This window comes from Rhodococcus sp. no. 34 (assembly GCF_054589475.1).
Genome location: NZ_BAAILK010000028.1, coordinates 37,410 through 53,625, shown reverse-complemented (window position 1 = coordinate 53,625; position 16,216 = coordinate 37,410). Strand labels below are relative to the sequence as shown.

General features: G+C 63.6%; 14 protein-coding genes. 6 read left to right on the top strand and 8 right to left on the bottom strand.

Translation table 11 applies throughout. The features are described 5' to 3' along the window. Positions 1–162: 162 nt before the first annotated feature. Positions 163–1,461, bottom strand: coding sequence for a T3SS (YopN, CesT) and YbjN peptide-binding chaperone 1 (locus ACYP01_RS12775; RefSeq protein ID WP_003946055.1), 1,299 nt, complete (start codon positions 1,459–1,461; stop codon positions 163–165). A gap of 139 nt (positions 1,462–1,600) precedes the next feature. Continuing rightward, positions 1,601–2,659 (bottom strand): SDR family oxidoreductase, encoded by a 1,059-nt coding sequence (locus tag ACYP01_RS12770; RefSeq protein WP_459680349.1) that lies wholly within the window; start codon positions 2,657–2,659, stop codon positions 1,601–1,603. A gap of 91 nt (positions 2,660–2,750) precedes the next feature. On the opposite strand from ACYP01_RS12770, the gene ACYP01_RS12765 reads away from it, so the two are divergent. Next, positions 2,751–3,062, top strand: a complete 312-nt coding sequence (locus ACYP01_RS12765) for an ArsR/SmtB family transcription factor (RefSeq protein ID WP_007735219.1) — start codon at positions 2,751–2,753, stop codon at positions 3,060–3,062. A 150-nt stretch (positions 3,063–3,212) separates the two neighbouring features. Beyond that, positions 3,213–4,604 carry an amidase gene (locus ACYP01_RS12760; RefSeq protein ID WP_459680346.1) on the top strand — a complete coding sequence of 464 codons (1,392 nt, stop codon included), beginning with the start codon at positions 3,213–3,215 and terminating at the stop codon, positions 4,602–4,604. Here ACYP01_RS12760 and ACYP01_RS12755 read toward each other — a convergent pair. Beyond that, positions 4,596–5,327 (bottom strand): MBL fold metallo-hydrolase, encoded by a 732-nt coding sequence (locus ACYP01_RS12755; protein WP_003946042.1) that lies wholly within the window; start codon positions 5,325–5,327, stop codon positions 4,596–4,598. The genes ACYP01_RS12760 and ACYP01_RS12755 overlap by 9 nt on opposite strands. Positions 5,328–5,442: 115 nt before the next feature. Here ACYP01_RS12755 and ACYP01_RS12750 point away from each other — a divergent pair, with 115 nt between their 5' ends. Beyond that, positions 5,443–5,988 (top strand): ATP-binding protein, encoded by a 546-nt coding sequence (locus tag ACYP01_RS12750; protein ID WP_459680343.1) that lies wholly within the window; start codon positions 5,443–5,445, stop codon positions 5,986–5,988. On the opposite strand, the gene ACYP01_RS12745 is transcribed toward ACYP01_RS12750, so the two are convergent. Genes ACYP01_RS12745 through ACYP01_RS12735 form a run of 3 tightly spaced genes read right to left on the bottom strand, consistent with a single transcriptional unit; the run spans position 5,956 to position 8,502 of the window. Further along, positions 5,956–6,615, bottom strand: coding sequence for an enoyl-CoA hydratase-related protein (locus ACYP01_RS12745; protein ID WP_459680341.1), 660 nt, complete (start codon positions 6,613–6,615; stop codon positions 5,956–5,958). The two genes, ACYP01_RS12750 and ACYP01_RS12745, sit on opposite strands and share 33 nt — an antisense overlap. Next, positions 6,612–7,271, bottom strand: a complete 660-nt coding sequence (locus ACYP01_RS12740; RefSeq protein ID WP_459680338.1) for a TetR family transcriptional regulator — start codon at positions 7,269–7,271, stop codon at positions 6,612–6,614. The genes ACYP01_RS12745 and ACYP01_RS12740 overlap by 4 nt, the downstream gene beginning before the upstream one ends. 43 nt (positions 7,272–7,314) lie before the next feature. Beyond that, the gene (locus ACYP01_RS12735) at positions 7,315–8,502 is read right to left on the bottom strand and encodes a CaiB/BaiF CoA transferase family protein (protein ID WP_459680336.1); all 1,188 of its coding nucleotides are present in this window, start codon (positions 8,500–8,502) and stop codon (positions 7,315–7,317) included. A 282-nt stretch (positions 8,503–8,784) separates the two neighbouring features. Between ACYP01_RS12735 and ACYP01_RS12730 the strand changes: the two genes are divergently transcribed. From ACYP01_RS12730 to ACYP01_RS12720, 3 genes are all read left to right on the top strand, one after another. Next, positions 8,785–9,900, top strand: coding sequence for an XdhC family protein (locus ACYP01_RS12730; protein WP_459680334.1), 1,116 nt, complete (start codon positions 8,785–8,787; stop codon positions 9,898–9,900). A gap of 102 nt (positions 9,901–10,002) precedes the next feature. Then, the gene (locus ACYP01_RS12725; protein ID WP_459680332.1) at positions 10,003–11,646 is read left to right on the top strand and encodes a PucR family transcriptional regulator; all 1,644 of its coding nucleotides are present in this window, start codon (positions 10,003–10,005) and stop codon (positions 11,644–11,646) included. A 148-nt stretch (positions 11,647–11,794) separates the two neighbouring features. After that, on the top strand, positions 11,795–13,228 hold the full coding sequence (locus ACYP01_RS12720; protein ID WP_003946008.1) for a uracil-xanthine permease family protein: 1,434 nt from the start codon (positions 11,795–11,797) through the stop codon (positions 13,226–13,228). Between the two features lie 87 nt (positions 13,229–13,315). Here ACYP01_RS12720 and ACYP01_RS12715 read toward each other — a convergent pair whose 3' ends face one another. After that, on the bottom strand, positions 13,316–14,827 hold the full coding sequence (locus ACYP01_RS12715) for a carboxyl transferase domain-containing protein (RefSeq protein WP_459680329.1): 1,512 nt from the start codon (positions 14,825–14,827) through the stop codon (positions 13,316–13,318). Next, positions 14,824–16,050 carry a CaiB/BaiF CoA transferase family protein gene (locus ACYP01_RS12710; RefSeq protein ID WP_459680326.1) on the bottom strand — a complete coding sequence of 409 codons (1,227 nt, stop codon included), beginning with the start codon at positions 16,048–16,050 and terminating at the stop codon, positions 14,824–14,826. Before ACYP01_RS12710 ends, ACYP01_RS12715 begins: the two co-directional genes overlap by 4 nt. Positions 16,051–16,216 lie beyond the last annotated feature (166 nt).

Here is a 16,216-nt window from a genome sequence, read left to right as displayed (position 1 = left end):
ACGCCCACGACGGGCGCGGCCGCTCCCCCGGCGCCCATCGAGGTGCCCGGCCTACCGCCGATCGAAGTGCCGCCGCTCCCCCAGTTGCCGCGTCAGATCGAGATCCTGCCGGGCATCGTCATCCCACTACCGGGCTGACAAGCAGCGCTCGATTTCCGGTTCTCAGGCCTGATCGTCGAAGAGACCGAGTTGGGTGGGCGCTGCATCCTTGGCGGGCAGTACGACGACGCGCAGTCCGCGCCTGAGGTTGCGGATCGCGTGCGTCCACGCGCGCTTCTCGCCCGCACACAGGTCGGTGTCGTCGTCCTTGCGGCGGATGGACTCGGTCAACGCCTCGTGCCAGGCAGTCTCCTGCTCCTGGCTGATCCGCAGGTAGTCGAGAATGGTGTCGCGGTCGTGCTCACAGATCACGGCAACCTCTTCGGCGCTGAGCTCGCCCGTTCCGTCTGCGTCGAGTTCGAGGAGCGCCATGAGAGCCGGCGGAAATTCGTGGCACTCGTGCGACTCGTATTCGGCACCGGGATCTTCGTGCTCGGAGGCCATGCCGTCGTTGAAGGCGGTGTCTCCGGTTGCGCGGATGGGTTGCCCGCCCAGTTCTTCGGCGAGTTCGTCGGATGCTTCGGCCAGTTCGGCGAACGAGCGCAGAGCCCGCAGCAGGTGCTCGGCGACGAAGGGTGCGCCGTCCACGCGGACCACGCCCAGCACACTCTGCTCGACGAGAATGAGCTTGATGGTCGGCCATTGCCGATTGAGCTGAGCAAGAATTACAGCAGCGTTCTCGAGGTTCTCCACCGAATGCACGACCCGCGAGAACACCTCTACGTACTCGTCGTCCTCGAGGACACGAACATAGGTGACCTGCTCACCGCGGACCAGCGGGATATCGCCGTCGTCGTCACGCTTGGGCGGATGACCGAGAAGGCGCTCGACGGCCCCGTCGACCAGGATCCGCAGCATGTCGCCCGAACCCGAGGGAGCGTGAGACGGCGTCGTGGCGAACGCCGGCGTCGACTCGCGCCCACTGGTGCTGGCACGCAGGAACGACGGGTGCGCAATGCTCCACATTTCACGGAAGACGCGCAACACCTTTGTCACCAGTTCCTCGGGACGAGCGCGGTCGACGTCGATGTAGAAGGACATGGACCCATTGCCCTCGGGTTCGTGCTCGCACAGATCGGGAGCGTTGAACCCCATGTCGAGCAGCGCTGAATGGTCTTCCGGTTCGAGCATCCGCAGTGGATGCAGAAACCTGTTGGAAGGAACTTCACAGCGCACGGAGGTCTGGTTCCATGCGAAGAACTGGATGCACGCGGGCGCGTCGGCCAGTTCGTCCATGCTGTCGTAATGCGACTCCACCACGAGGGTGTCGTCGTCCTCCATCACGGAGATGTAGCGAGCGAGATGAGTCTCGAAAGTAGTCCAGGCACTCAGGATTTCCAGATCGAAAGTATTGTCCGACATCGTCGCTCCTCTGGTCCGGGGGCGCATGGGGCCCTACCGACGACTCGCCGAAACCCCTGCTTTTCAAACCCCGCCTACGACGTTAGTCGTGGGGTCCGACAGTGACAGTGTTCGTAGGATCCGGGTGACCGTGTTTCAGTCAGGGGATTATCTTCCGAGCCTGCAGATTGGCGAAGATGTCGAGGAACATCGCTTCGGTGTCGACGTGGCGGTGAAATCCGAACCGACGAGCTTTCGATCCGTCAGCGAAAAAGTCGTAGTCCCATCCGAATACGAAGTCACCGAACCCCCAGGACGAGACATCGGAATACGGGGTCCGAGCAAGGTGGTGTTCCTCGACGAGTTCATCCCACACCGACTCCTTGTCCGCCATTGCGACGTCGAGGGACATCGGGAGCGGAGGCGCGACGTCCATGTCGAAGAAGGCTGCGATCTTCGGCCACATCTCCTGCCAGCGGAACAGGTCGCCGTTGTTGATGTTGAACGCCTGATTTGCGCACTCGGGGTTGGTCGCGGCCCAGACCGTCGCTTCGGCCAGGAGTCCGGCGTCGGTCATCTCGATCAAGCTGGTGTACGCGCCGGGTTTGCCGGGGAATCGGAGTGGGACACCCAGTTTCTTCGAGATGGTCGCGTAGACGGCGATGACCATCGCGAGGTTCATCGGGTTACCCAGTGCGAATCCGGAGACGACCGAGGGTCTGATCGCCGACCATGTCCACGACTTGCCGAGCTGCCTGCGTTCGAGGAACTGCTGTTGGTCGACGTTGAACTCGGGTGGCATGTGCGGTGGATCGCTCTCGCGGGCCGGAGTTTTGAACGGTCCGAGGTGTGCCCCGTAAACCTTGTAGCCCTGCATCAGGCTGACGTGCTCGAGTCCGCCCGCAACGGGCTCGATGGCGTCGAGAGTGTTGACCAGCATCGCCAAGTTGGGCGGAACCAGCTCGGCCCATGTCGGGCGGTCTTGATAGGCGGCGTAGAAGACGTGAGTGACGTCGCCCAGTCCGCTCAGTGCCGCTGCAGTCCGGTAAGGATCGAGCGGGTCGACTGCGATGTGTTCGACCCGGTCGGTGTCCGTACCGCCTCGCCGCGAGAGTCCGATGATCTTCCATTCTCCGGTCGACTCGAGGTGATCGATCAAGTTCCCACCGATCACGCCTCGGGCTCCGACCACGAGTGCCACTTTGTCGTGCTGCACCATTTCTGCCTCCCATTGGTATATCGCGATGTTGCGATATAGGGAGTGAACCACACATATCGGCATTTCGCGATCTAGCGGTATGCTCACGAACATGGAAGACGCAACAACCGAGTGGGAAACGGCGTTCAAGGCGCTGGCCAACCCGATGCGTGTGCAAATCCTGCAGTGGTTGAAAGACCCCGGGAGCTTTCCCCCTCAGCTCGAGCCTGCCGAGGAGGTCGGAGTGTGCCTCAAGCACATTCAAGCGAGGGCGAAGGTGTCGCAATCGACTGCGTCTCAGTACATGGCCGCACTCCAGGCCGCGGATCTGGTCACCACCACACGAATCGGCCAGTGGAGGCATTACAAACGAAACGAGCAACAGATCGAGAAGCTTGCTGCATTCATCAGGCAGGGTTTGTAGATACCAGCACCTGACCGATCCCTCCGGACCTGCAGACGTTGTGGCAAAACCTCACATCGCCGGCGCCGTCGGTATGTGCATTGTGGTCGTTTCTCGGCTTGCTCGTTGTCCTTACGCTCGGCAGAGGGTACTGGCAAGGAGAGGCGTGCGATGAGTCGTGAGAGCTGGGTGGGCCGTGATGCCCGATCCATCGCCGAAGCCGTGCGGTCGGGTCAGGCGTCGGCGCGGACCATCGTCGAAGACCACCTCGCACGGGTCGACGAATGCAATGACGAACTCAACGCACTGGTCACCGTGTGCGCCGAGGAGGCTCGCACGGCCGCGGATGCCCTGGACGAACGACGCCTTCTCGGTGAGACACTCGGCCCCCTTGCCGGGGTTCCGTTCACGGTCAAGGACCTGATCGCCACTGCCGGCGTGCGCACCACTGCCGGTTCTCGCACTCTGGCGGACAACGTCCCGGCCGTCGACGCCCCGGCCGTCGCGGCATTCAAGGCTGCCGGTGCGATTCTGATCGGCAAGACCAACACCCCGGAATTCGGCGCGTGCGGCCTGACTCGAAACGAACTGTTCGGAACCACGGCCAGTCCGGTGCGACCGGACGGCGTCGTCCGGTCCCCCGGCGGATCGAGTGGCGGCGAGTCCGCGTCGGTTGCTGCCGGAATGAGCGTGCTCGGACTCGGTACGGATTTTGGTGGCTCGGTGCGTTGGCCCGCCCACTGCACCGGCCTCACTTCGGTTCGCCCGACGCTCGGACGTGTCGATCCGGAAGGTCAGTATCCAGGCGTGCTTTCGGATGGACGGGTACTCGCCAACCCTGCGACGATGCACGGCACGATCCAGACCATCGGCCCACTGGCCCGCAACCTCGGTGATGCGGCGCTTGCGTTGCGCGTCCTGTCGATGCCGCATTTCTCGTGGAGCGAGCCTGATTCGGTCGACGTCGACGACCTCGACATCCGCTGGGCCACCGGCGAGGGAACGATTCCCGTCGACGAAGAAATCCGGTCAGCGGTTGGGACGGTGGCGATCAGCCTGGACGCGAGCGAGTACGACGGTCTGGCCCTGTCGCGGGCCAACGCGCTTTTCGGCGCGTTGCGATCGGTCGAGACCCACGCGGACATCCACTCTCTCGCAGCAGGTTCAGCGCACGCTTTCGACGCGGACATCACCGCCATGCTTGCGGCAGGCCGTGATCGCAGTTCCGCCGAGGTGGAAGCGCTGTGGGCGGATCGCGCGGTGTTGATCAGCGACTTCCTGGGCGAAATGGGCGACGTTCTGATTCTGCCGGTTGCGTCGGTGCTCGCTCCGCCGCTCGGTGTGGAGAGCTTCGAGGTGGGTGGTCGCGAACTCACGTGGATGGACGCGCTCGCGAGTTGCCGGGCGATCAGTGTGCTCGGCCTCCCGTCGGTCGTGGTTCCGGTAGGGCTCTCCCCCAACGGTTTACCGATCGGGGTGCAGGTGGTGGCGAGACCGTTCCGCGAGCATGTTGCGCTGTCCGTGGCGGCGCGAATCACGTCGAACGTGCAGGCTCTAGTCTGATTTCCATCTTTCGGTTTCGGCCGCGAAACGTGTTGCGTACGAGTCGGCAAGGTCGTGAAGAGTGGTGACGCAATCGCCGTAGTACGTCGGTGCATGCATGGTCGCCAGAATCCGCGGCTCGAGGTCGGCCAGGGCACGGATCGTGGGTTCGAGATCCGGGGTGAGGCAGGTGGCGTGGCCCAAGTCTTCGGCTTCCAAAGCGGGACCGACGATTTCGTGCTCGGTGGTCGCGGGGTGGTGCCCGAACGCGGTGAAGAGGTCTCCGCAGAACAGCGTCGACGTCGTCTCCTCGAACATCAGGCCCGCGTCCCAACCGTGTGGGACGTGTGGGGTGTCGATGTGCCGGACTCGGCGGCTGCCGGTTTCGAGTACGTCGCCGTCCTGCAAGGGAAGTGGCGCCCGATCGGCCAGATCGTTGACCTGGACGAAGCACCCCATCGCACCGTGTGCAACTTGCGCTTCGGGGGCCGCCGCAAGCCAGGAGTTCATGGACCCGCATTCGTCGGCCTCGACGTGACCGAACGTGATCCATTTCAGACGGTCGATGTCGATCAGCGTGGAGAGTGCGTCAGAGGCAGAGGTGAACAACGCTCGCTGCCCGGTGTGGAAGAGCAAGGGTTCCTCGCCGTCGACGAGAAACTGGTTCATCGTGAGGTTCGCTTCGTCCACGAAGGTCGACAGTCGGTAGATGTCCGGCGCGATTTCGGTGATCGTGGTGGTCATCGCTGTGCTCCGATCAGGGCTGGTGTACAGGTCAAGCTGTGTTCTCCAGCCTTCTCGCCGCCCCGCGCCTGCACAAGGTTCTGGACATGCTTACGGCTCTGCAATAGTGGAGGACGTGTTCGCTCTGCTGCTGACAGGCCCCCCGGGCGCGGGGAAGAGTTCCGTGCTGACCGCGCTTCACGATCGACTCGGCGAGGCCGGGGTGAGCAACGCGATGATCGAGGTGGACGAACTCGAGCGGTGCTATCCGCCGCTGGGGACCGAACGGGCAATCGCACACGTCGGGATGCTGTGCGCGTCGTACCGGGAAGTGGGGTACGAACTCCTGTTCCTCACAGCTACCGTCGAAGACGACGACTACGGGCGCGCCCTGCTGGCCGCGACCGGCGCCGAGGGGTACCTGCTGGCGCGCCTCGAGGCCGATCCGGATACGTTGCGTACCAGAATCATCGAACGTGAACCGGCCGGCTGGGCCGGGTTGGACGAGTTGGTGGAGGCGTCACAACTGCTGGCTGGTTCGATGCCGGCGCTCAGTGGAGTCGACGTGGTTCTGAGTACCGAAGGCCGCGATCCCGAAAGTGTTGCCGATGATCTGGAAGCGGCTCTGCGAGAACACAGTCCGTCGCTTCTAGCCGTCCGTATTCAGAGCGGTGACCACTGAAGCGAACATCGTCGACTTGATGGCGCCCAGTGTGCCCGCATTCTTCGGGCCTATCGGTGCAACCATTTCGATGGCCTTGGCGGTCAAAGCGCCGACGGATGCGGTGAAGTCCACCAAACCGGCTGCGAATGCGTCACTTCCGCCGTATCGCCGCCCCGTGGTCATAGCGACGATTGCCGACGCCGGGCTGAGTTTGGCCTGGATGAGAGCTGCCATTCCTTCGGTGAAGGGGATGTTGATGTCCACCTCCGGGAAGCAGTAGTAGCCGCGATCATCGCGCATGACGCGGTAATCGTGCGCGATGCCGAGCATGGCGCCGGCTCCGAAGGCGTGGCCGTTGATCGCCGCGACGGTGGGCATCGGGAACGTCAGCATTCGAGAGAACAGCGACTGCACCTGCTGCACATACCACTTGGCCTTGTCGCCGTTCGCGCCCAGCCAGTCGAGGTCGAGTCCGTTGGAGTAGAACTTGCCCGTCGCCGTGGTGACCAGGGCGTGTGCGCTTTCGCTCAGAGCCTGGTCGAGTAGCTTGTCGACGGAATCGAGCCACTCCGGCGAGAATCGATTCTCGTCCTCGCCGAGATCGAGAACGGCGATCTTGTCTTCGAAGCGCAGAGTTGCGGTCATGATTGGCCTTTCCTGTTGCGTGGCTTGGGGAGTGGTGGGCCGAGATGTAGAACCGCTCGAACGGCGGCATCCAACCGCGCGCGTGCCGCGGCGTCGGGGACTCGCCAACCGTCGGCGCGTTTGGCGGGATGAATGAGCAGTCCGGTAGGCAGGCCGACAACACAGGCCTCGATTGCCTCGACGGCTCGGCCGTCCTTGCGGCCCCAGAGCGCGGTCGACAACCGGATGAACAAGTCGACCAGAGACCGGTCGAGTTGTGTGAGTTGCTCGGCGATGTCGGCAGGGACGTCGGTGCCGAGCAGTTCGTCGCGCTGGATCGTCAACAGCAGCAACGCGGATTGTGGGTAGTCGAGTGCGAAGACAGCCGGAACTTCGGCGGCTGCGACGACGGCGGAAACCGCCGAAGTTGGCGACGGGTCCGCGAGAGCGTCGTCCACTCTCGATTGTTGAAGCGCGAGAAATCGTTGCGCGGCACGCAGCCACGCGCTACCGACCAGTCCACTGCGAGAGCCGAATGCGTGATAGATCGCCCCGTTGGATACACCGGTGGCGTCGGAGACCGCCCGGACCGTGACAGCGCTCGGCCCGGCGGTGGCGGCAAGTTTCTCGGCAGCGTCGAGCAGTGTGTCGAGGTCGTGGACGCGTGGCCGGGGCATGAACGCACAGTAACAGAGCGTCTGCTCTGTTACTAGTGTGCGGTCAGATCACCGAATTTGCGCGAAGGTCTTCGATCTCCTCCGGACGCAGGCCGAAGTCGGCCAGCACGCCGTCGGCGTCACCGCCGAGAGTCATGGGTGGCGCATTCCTGACGGGAAGGGTCTTGCCGTCCACCCAGAACGGTCCGCGGACAACGGGAATCGACGTTCCGTCGGCGCTCTGGGTCTGCTCGACCATCTGCAATGCCTCGACCTGCGGGTCGGAGAACACCTGATCGATCGAATGGATCGGGCCGCAGGGGATTCCGGCACCGCGGATCTCGGAGATCCATTGCGCTGCGCCCTTCGTGGTCAGTAGGTCCTCGAGTTCTTTGGTCAGTTGGTTTCGGTGCGCCAAACGTTCTTTACCCGTGGCATATTCGGTACGGAAGGCGAGCTCGGGGTCACCGAGTACCGAGCACAGCGCGATCCAGTGCTTGTCCGAGCCGGTGGCGATGTTGATCGGGAAGTCGGCAGTGTCGAAAGCGCCGTACGGCGTGATCGTCGGGTGCGTATTGCCGTTCGGCGTCGAAACCCGCCCGGTGCTCAGGTAGTCCTGCGCCTGGAAGGTCATGATCGAGATCGCGGATTCCAGCAACGAGGTCTGCACGCGGTGCCCACGACCGTCGCGACCGCGCGAAGCCAACGCCGCCGTGATACCCAGCGCCGCGTAGATGCCCGAGACGGTGTCGATGATGGGGATACCGACCCGCATCGGGGTCTGTTCCCCGGCGCCGGTGACCGACATCAACCCGGACATGCCCTGGGCCACCTGATCGAGTCCGGGCGCGAACTGGTCAGGGCCCACGGGGCCGAAACCACTGATGCTCATCACGACGAGCCCTGGATTCTCCTGTTCGAGCGAGTCGGGATCGAGCCCCATGTCGGCCAGTACTCCCGGACGGAAGTTCTCGACCAGCACATCCGCGTCGAGGGCCAGGCTGCGAAGCAGTTTCCGCCCGCGGTCACTGCGCATGTCGATGGCGATCGACCGTTTGCCCCGGTTCACGGAAGCGAAGTAGAGGCTTCGATCGCCGTCGAACGGCGGCCACTGACGCGAACTGTCGCCGGAGCCACGGGTTTCGACCTTGACCACGTCGGCGCCGAAGTCCGAGAGCAGCGACGTGCACAGAGGCCCCGCGAGAGCACGGGTGAGGTCGAGAACTTTGATACCGCTGAGCAATTGGTCCATGGGAGAAACCTCGGTTCTGTGGTGTGCAACGTCGCCCACTCGATCCGTCGCACCATCTGCGTGAATTGCCGCTGCAGTGATCGTCGGAGAGGGGAAGAATGAAGGTCAGGCCTGCTTTCGGCTGGGCTCGGTGACAACACTGGTCGAGAGCGCACGGTGATGCGACGGCGACATTGCACAACTGCAGGGCCCGGATTTAGGCGCATTGTGTGACAGGCAGGATTGCGGTGGGCCGATACCGTGAACTCTCTACGGACGGCGATGCAAGCGGGAGGCGAGGCGATGCGCGACATTTCCACTCAGCTGGCGCAGTGGCACGCCCGCGGCGAGGACTTTGCGCTGGCGACGGTTGTCCGTACCTGGCGATCCTCACCGCGCATGCCCGGTGCTTCGATGGCCGTCTCGCGCTCCGGCGAGGTGGTCGGCAGCGTCTCGGGCGGGTGCATCGAGAGTGCCCTGTACGAGATCGCCCAGGAGGTTCTCGCCGACGGCACCAGCCGCGTCGAGGTCTTCAGCGTCTCCGACGACGACGCCATCGGAGTAGGTCTGACCTGCGGCGGAACCATCGAAGTGTTCGTCCAGGCTGTCGGAGCCGATTTCGCCGAGTTCGGTCAGGTCTGTGAACGGATCGAGGCCGATACGCCCGTCGTCGTGGTCACCGAAGTGCGTCCGGGAGCGCCGGCGCGGCACCTTGTCGTCGAGCACGGCCGACGCAGCGGGGATCTGGATGCCACGGAGGACGAGGTCTCCATTCTGCTGCGCACAATGGAGACCGGTGAGTCCGTCGCTTTTGTCGCGCCCGCGGGAACTCTCATCGATTCGCAGCACGACCTGCTGGTCGAGATCTTCGCGCCACTACCGCGGATGTACGTGTTCGGGGCCATCGACTTCGCGGCCTCGATGTGTACGTTGGGCGCCTTTGCGGGTTATCGCGTGACCGTCGTGGACGCACGGCCGGTCTTCGCGACACGGGCGCGTTTCCCCGACGCCCACGATCTGGTCGTCATGTGGCCACACAAGTTCCTCGAAACCGCACCGATCGACAACAAAACCGTCCTGGCCGTGCTCACCCACGACGAGAAGTTCGACATCCCCTTGCTCGAGATCGCGCTGCGTTCGCCGGCTGCGTACGTCGGCGCGATGGGAAGTCGTGCGACGCATGAGCGTCGGGTGGCGCTGTTGAAGGAGCGCGGCGTCACCGACGCCGAGTTGGGGCGTCTGCACTCACCGATCGGGTTGGACCTCGGCGCCAGGACTCCGGAGGAGACTGCAGTGTCGATCCTCGCCGAGATGACCAAGACCCTTCGCAATGCCTCCGGTTTGGAACTGCGGGATCTGCAGGGGCCGATCCACCCTCCACCTCAGGAGAATCCGACCGCCCTGCATCGAACGGCCTGAGTCGACTGCGCTGAATTCGGACATCTTGTGTTCGGTGGGGATAGGATCGTTTCTTTCGTGAACCATCTTCCGTGATCCGAATGAAATCGAGGTGCCTGCCAAGTGGCAAACCCGGCCGTACCGGCATCCGAGGTGAATGCTGTTCTCTCCGAACTTCTTCGAACCCCGCTCCTTCCTGGTGTTCGAAAGGTCGCCGGCGGCTGCGAAGACCCGACGGTTGCCCGGGTGGGATTCATGGCGGTTCCGGACATCGGACCGTGGCTGCGACACGGACAGTTGCTGATCACCACGCCGGAAACCCTCGCCAGGGTCACCGAAACCTTCAAAGCATTTGTCGGACGGTTGTCGACGCGCGGAGTTGCAGCGCTCGCCGTCCAATTCGGCGCAGACGGGGACACTCTCGCGCCGGAACTGGTCGACGCGGCCGAAAGCGCAGACTTCCCGCTCCTGGTTTTTCACGGTGCGTGTGATCACCCCGCGGCGAGAGACCGTGAGCAGACGGAGTCGGCCCAGATCGACGCCATGTTCGGGGCCGAGCGCTTGCGACGGCTGCTGGTCGACGTCGTGATGGGCGGCGGCGGCCTCCCGCAATTGACCGAAGTCATCGCACGGGAGATGAAGGGCGCTGCCCTGATCACCACCTCGGACGGACGCGAGATCTGCCGCGCCGGGGACGCCGCGGAGCGCAAGCATCTGTCTGCCTGTCCCGCCGTCGATTCCACCGGTCGTCTGCGGACCGACACCGTCGAGGGCGGATTGGGTCTGCACGAGTTCGACGGTCAATTCATCGCGGTGTCCGCGATTTCCGCCAATCACATCGACCACGGGCGTCTCGCGTTGTTCACCGGTGAGCGCGTCATGACGAGTTACGACCAGTACCTGGTCGAGCGGGCCGCGTCGGTGTGTGCGTTGGTCATCACCCGCGAACAAGCCGTGGCGTCGGTGGAAGAACGCCATCGCGCCAACTTCGTTCACGACCTGCTCCTCGGCCGGGCCGGGGACCACGATCACGTTGTCTCCCATGCCAAGACATTCGGTTGGGACTTCGACCGCCCGCTGGTGATCGTCTCGATCGAGCCGGACCCGATCGACGAACCGGCCTCTGCGGCGCCCGCTCGGCTGCCCGTCGTCGATCGCCAGGCGATGGCGTTCTCCGGCGCGATCGCCCACCGCGATCCCGGTGCGGCGGTGACCGCGCTGACGGGCGAGACGGTGATCGTGATGGGCGTCGGCACCGACACGATGGCATTGGTGCGGGACCTCGTCACGGTCGTTCGCGGTGAAGGTGGCGGCGGGAGAAGGCCGTTCAGTGTCGGGGTGTCCCGGCCGACAGCGGCGATCGACGCCGTTCCGGCGCTCTACAGTCAGGCGCGCACCGCACTGACCGTCGGGCGACGGATCTCCGGTCCGTGGACGGTGACTCAGTTCGACGATCTGGGCGTGTACAGACTGCTCAGTCTGGTCGAGGACGAAAACGAGCTGGAGACGTTCGCGCGGGAGACACTGCGGGAACTGACGGAGGAAACTGCCGAAGCGCAGGACATGCGCAAGACATTGGAAGTCTTGCTCGCGACCAACATCAACATCGCCGAGACAGCGCGCAAGCTCCACTTCCATTACAACACACTGCGTTACAGGGTCGTTAAGCTGGAGAAAATGCTGGGACCCTTCACGGCGCAACCCGAACTCCGGCTGGATCTGTCTCTAGCACTGAAGATAACCGCGATGCGCGGCATCAATCACTAATATTGCCAATCCGGGTCGGTGGGTTCTGGCAGATTGTCATCACGTCGATACCCCCGCGCTGTAATAGCGTTTCACTCCAGTCACGGTGTTTTGTGAGCTGGAGCACACTCAGCGTTCGGACACCTTCCTCTGCACGAAAGGTCCCATCATGCCGATTTGGACGTTGCACGGAGATGGAAAGAACATCAAACCGGGTGAAGTGGTCGCTCCCGGCGAGCGGCTCAGCTGGGGAAGAACCATCGGGCTGGGCAGCCAGCACGTGGTGTCGATGTTCGGCGCGACGTTCGTCTTCCCGATCATCATGGGGCTCAATCCTCAACTTGCCGTGATGATGTCGGGCTTTTGTACGCTCTTCTTCCTGCTGGTGGTCAAGGGACGCATTCCCAGCTACCTCGGTACGTCGGCGGCCTTTGTCGGCGGTATCGCCGCCATTCGTGCCCAAGGCGGAACATCCGCAGAGGTGACCGGCGCGATCCTGGTGTCCGGACTGGTCCTGGCAGCCATCGGTATCGCGATCCACTTCCTCGGTGGCCGGGTCGTATTCAAGGTTCTTCCCCCGGTGGTGACCGGCGCAGTGGTGATGCTGATCGGATTCAACCTGGCACCCGTCGTCGCGGGGCTGTACTGGCCGCAGGACCAGTGGGTGGCTCTGATCGTCATGGTGGCCCTGATCGTCATGAGTATCGCGCTACGTGGCTTCATGGCGCGCATCGCCATCTTCCTGGCGCTGATCTTCGGCTACGTCCTCTCCTGGATCCTCGACCGGGTCTCGGGCACGATCACCTCGTACGACGCAGGCACTGGTCAGATCACCGAGCACTTCCGCGTCAACTGGGATTCGGTGCAGTCGGCGTCGTGGTTCGGGCTTCCTCCGTTCTCGGACGAGGCCAACGGAATCGTCGGCATCCACGCTCCGTCGTTCAGCCTCACGTTCATCATCCTGGTCCTTCCGGGTGTCATCGCGTTGATCGCGGAGAACGCGGGCCACGTCAAGGCCGTGGCCGAGATGACCGGGGACGACCTCGACCCGTACATGGGACGTGCGCTCGCCGGTGACGGTTTCGCCACCGCTATCGCCAGCAGCGTCGGCGGTTCGCCCACCACGACGTACGCCGAGAACATCGGTGTCATGGCAGCGACCCGTGTGTACTCCACCGCCGCCTACGCGGTTGCCGGCATCGTCGCCATGATGCTCGGCTTCTCCCCCAAGTTCGGTGCCGTCATCTCGGCGACGCCCGGCGGTGTTCTCGGCGGAATCACCGTGGTGCTCTACGGCATGATCGGTCTGCTCGGCGCCAAGATCTGGAAGGAGAACGGCGTCGACTTCGGCAATCCGCTCAACCTCATGCCGATCGCGGCCGGCCTCATCATCGGTATCGGCGACACGGCTCTGAAGTTCAGTGACACGTTCTCGCTCAGCGGCATCGCGCTCGGCACCATCGTCGTGATCGGGATGTACCACCTGTGCCAGTTCATCGGTTCGAAGAACCCGGAGCTGAATGCGAAGAATCCGGAACCGAACAAGCCGGATTCGAAGACTCCCGGCGGCGATCGGGAGGAACCCGCCAAGCAACTCACGTGACGCTTGGCTGAGTGTGCTCGATCGACGAAGGCCGGACATCCTCCGCGGAGGATGTCCGGCCTTTCCGGTGTTCTGGGTACTGATCGATCAGACGGAGGTACTGGCTTCGACCAGGCCGATACGGTCGATGCGTTCGGTGCGGGTGTTGAGCCGTTCAGTCGCATCGGTAGCACTGAGCACGCTCAGCTCGTAGTGCAGTACCGCTCCGACGCGAGTGCAGAAGGCGGCGGATTCGTCCGCGGCATCGGGAAATTCGGGGATGACCCGATCGACGATGCCGCCCGCGAGCAGATCGAAGGACCGTATCCCTTGACCGGCCGCCATGTCCGGCGCGTGCGTGATGTCGTGGAACATGATCGCGCTCGCACCTTCGGGAGGTAAGGGCGAGAGCCAACCGTGGCGGGCCGCCAGCACTCGATCGGCCGGAATCAGTGCCAGGGCGCCGCCGCCCGTGCCCTGCCCGAGCAGGAGGGAAATGGTGGGGACCTCGAGTGAAATCATGTCGGCTATGCACCGAGCGATCTCGCCCGCCAGTCCGCCTTCTTCGGCCTCCTTCGACAGTGCCGCGCCCGCTGTGTCGATGATCGTCACCAACGGCAGGTCGAGTTCTGCGGCCAGCCGCATACCTCGCCGAGCCTCCCGCAGAGCGCCGGGGCCGAGTGGGGAGTGAGCAGTCTGTCCGCGCCGGTCCTGTCCGAGAAGGACGCAGGGCATGTCGCCGAAGCGGACGAGTGCGAGCATGATGCCGGGATCGTTCTCGCCTTGGCCGGTTCCGTTGAGCGGGAGCATGTCCGAAGCGGAATTGAGCAGCACTTCACGAATCCCAGGTCGGTCTTCGCGTCGGGATGCGACGACGGATTCCCAGGCTGACGTATCGGGTGGGCAATCGTACGAGCACGGGTCACTGGGCAGTAGGTGCCCACGATGCGCCCCGGTGATGATGCGCAATGCGCGTTCGACGATTTCGGCGAGCTGGTCTGGCGGCCTCACTGCATCGATGAGTCCGTGCTCGTGAAGGTTCTCCGCTGTCTGGACACCGGCGGGGAAAGGTGAGTTGTACAAGGCCTCGAACACCCGGGGGCCGAGGAATCCGACGAGGGCCCCCGGTTCCGCGATCGTCACGTGACCGAGTGATCCCCAGGACGCGAATATGCCACCGGTGGTGGGGTTTCGGAGATAGACGATGTAGGGCAGGTGCGCTTCTTTGTGCTTGATGAGCGCCGCGGTGATCTTGACCATCTGCAAAAACGCCGTCGTCCCCTCCTGCATGCGCGTTCCCCCGGACGTGGGAAGCGCAAGAAGGGGCAGGTGCTCTTGGGTGGCTCGACGGATGGCGACGACGAGGCGTTCTCCCGCCGCCACGCCGATCGATCCGCCGAGAAAACCGAACTCGCAGACGATGATTGCCACACGGCGGCCTCGGACGGAGGCGCTTCCGGTCAGGACGGACTCGTCGAGCCCGGTCTTCTCCTGGGCCCGCAGAAGTGCTTCGGCGTAGTCGGAGTCGGTCGCGACGGGAATCGGAGGGGTATCCCACGACTCCCAGGTGCCGGCATCGATCACCAGGTCGAGCAAGTCGCGAGCCGTCAGGCGGTTCATCGGGTGAATCCTTGTAGCCACGACATGATTTCGTCAGTGTCTTCACCGAGAACCGGAGGTGCAGTGTGGCGGGTCTCCGTCACTTCGGTTCCGTCCGGATCGAAAAATCGCAGCGGTGGACCGGGCAGTGTGATGTTTCCGAGCATGCTGTGGTCGACGTCGACGAGCAATCCCTGTGATCGGGTCTGCTCCCATTCGTACACTTCGGAGATCGTCCGAACCCGTCCTGCCGGTACTCCGATGCGGTCGAGTTCGGTCAGAAGCTCGTCACGCGAGTACGGCTTGAAGGTACGTTCGATCAATTCGACGACCTGGAAATGATTTTCGACGCGTTCGGCGTTTGTTGCCATACCCGGGGCGTCAGGGTCGAGGTCGAATCCTTCGCAGAATCTTCTCCACAGGCTTTCGCTGCCGACCGAGATCTGTACTGCGCCATCGCCGGTACGAAAGAGTCCGTACGGTGCGATGGAGGGATGGTGGTTGCCCTGCGCCGTGCCTACCTCGCCGGCGACGGTCCACTTCGTTCCTTGAAACGCGTGAACACCGACCACGCTGGCCAAGAGCGACGTTCGGACAACGCGGCCTCTCCCCGTCTGCTCGCGTTCCTTCAAAGCCGCGACGACACCGAACGCCCCGTACATTCCGGCGAGAAGATCGGCGATCGGAACTCCGACTCGTTGAACGTCGTCCGGACTCGAGCCGGTCAGCGACATGAGTCCGGCTTCCCCCTGGGCGATCTGGTCGTAGCCGGCGCGACCGCCTTCCGGGCCATCGTGGCCGAAACCGCTGATGGACAGAACGATCAGTCGAGGATTGAGTTCGGCCAGCCGCTCGGTCGAGAATCCGAGTCGATCGAGAACTCCGGTGCGGAAGTTCTCCATGAGAACATCGGCGCGGCAGACGAGATCTTCGAGGGTCGCGCGCCCACTGTCGGATTTCAGATCGAGCGTGATCGACTTCTTGTTCCGGTTCGTGGACAGAAAATACGTCGATTCCCGTTGTGTGTTCGGTGGTTCCAACGTGGGCTCCACAAAAGGCGGCCCCCACCCACGGGTGTCGTCGCCGCCGTGAGGTGATTCGACCTTGATCACGTCGGCACCCAGATCGCCGAGCATCATTGCCGCGTGAGGACCCGCGAGTGCGCGCGTGAGGTCGACGACTATCACGTCGTGTAACGGACCACTACGAGCACTTGTGTTGTGAGGCTTCGAAGTCGAGTTCATGTCGCACCGCCGTGTTCTGGTGTAATTGGCTGAGCCAGTTGGTGGTTGAGGCCTCCGTAGTTCGGTCGACTCCGGTCCGCTGGACCGAGAAACCGGCCAGGGCCACTGAAGGAGGTATGTGCGGCCCGTCTTTCGAACCGTAAGCGGGCACCGGTGAACGGCACAT

Excerpts from the sequence above, each read along its gene's own strand:
- ACYP01_RS12775 (WP_003946055.1), bottom strand. The coding sequence starts at position 1,461 with ATGTCGGACAATACTTTCGATCTGGAAATCCTGAGTGCCTGGACTACT.
- ACYP01_RS12770 (WP_459680349.1), bottom strand. The coding sequence starts at position 2,659 with ATGGTGCAGCACGACAAAGTGGCACTCGTGGTCGGAGCCCGAGGCGTG.
- ACYP01_RS12765 (WP_007735219.1), top strand. The coding sequence starts at position 2,751 with ATGGAAGACGCAACAACCGAGTGGGAAACGGCGTTCAAGGCGCTGGCC.
- ACYP01_RS12760 (WP_459680346.1), top strand. The coding sequence starts at position 3,213 with ATGAGTCGTGAGAGCTGGGTGGGCCGTGATGCCCGATCCATCGCCGAA.
- ACYP01_RS12755 (WP_003946042.1), bottom strand. The coding sequence starts at position 5,327 with ATGACCACCACGATCACCGAAATCGCGCCGGACATCTACCGACTGTCG.
- ACYP01_RS12745 (WP_459680341.1), bottom strand. The coding sequence starts at position 6,615 with ATGACCGCAACTCTGCGCTTCGAAGACAAGATCGCCGTTCTCGATCTC.
- ACYP01_RS12740 (WP_459680338.1), bottom strand. The coding sequence starts at position 7,271 with ATGCCCCGGCCACGCGTCCACGACCTCGACACACTGCTCGACGCTGCC.
- ACYP01_RS12735 (WP_459680336.1), bottom strand. The coding sequence starts at position 8,502 with ATGGACCAATTGCTCAGCGGTATCAAAGTTCTCGACCTCACCCGTGCT.
- ACYP01_RS12730 (WP_459680334.1), top strand. The coding sequence starts at position 8,785 with ATGCGCGACATTTCCACTCAGCTGGCGCAGTGGCACGCCCGCGGCGAG.
- ACYP01_RS12720 (WP_003946008.1), top strand. The coding sequence starts at position 11,795 with ATGCCGATTTGGACGTTGCACGGAGATGGAAAGAACATCAAACCGGGT.
- ACYP01_RS12715 (WP_459680329.1), bottom strand. The coding sequence starts at position 14,827 with ATGAACCGCCTGACGGCTCGCGACTTGCTCGACCTGGTGATCGATGCC.
- ACYP01_RS12710 (WP_459680326.1), bottom strand. The coding sequence starts at position 16,050 with ATGAACTCGACTTCGAAGCCTCACAACACAAGTGCTCGTAGTGGTCCG.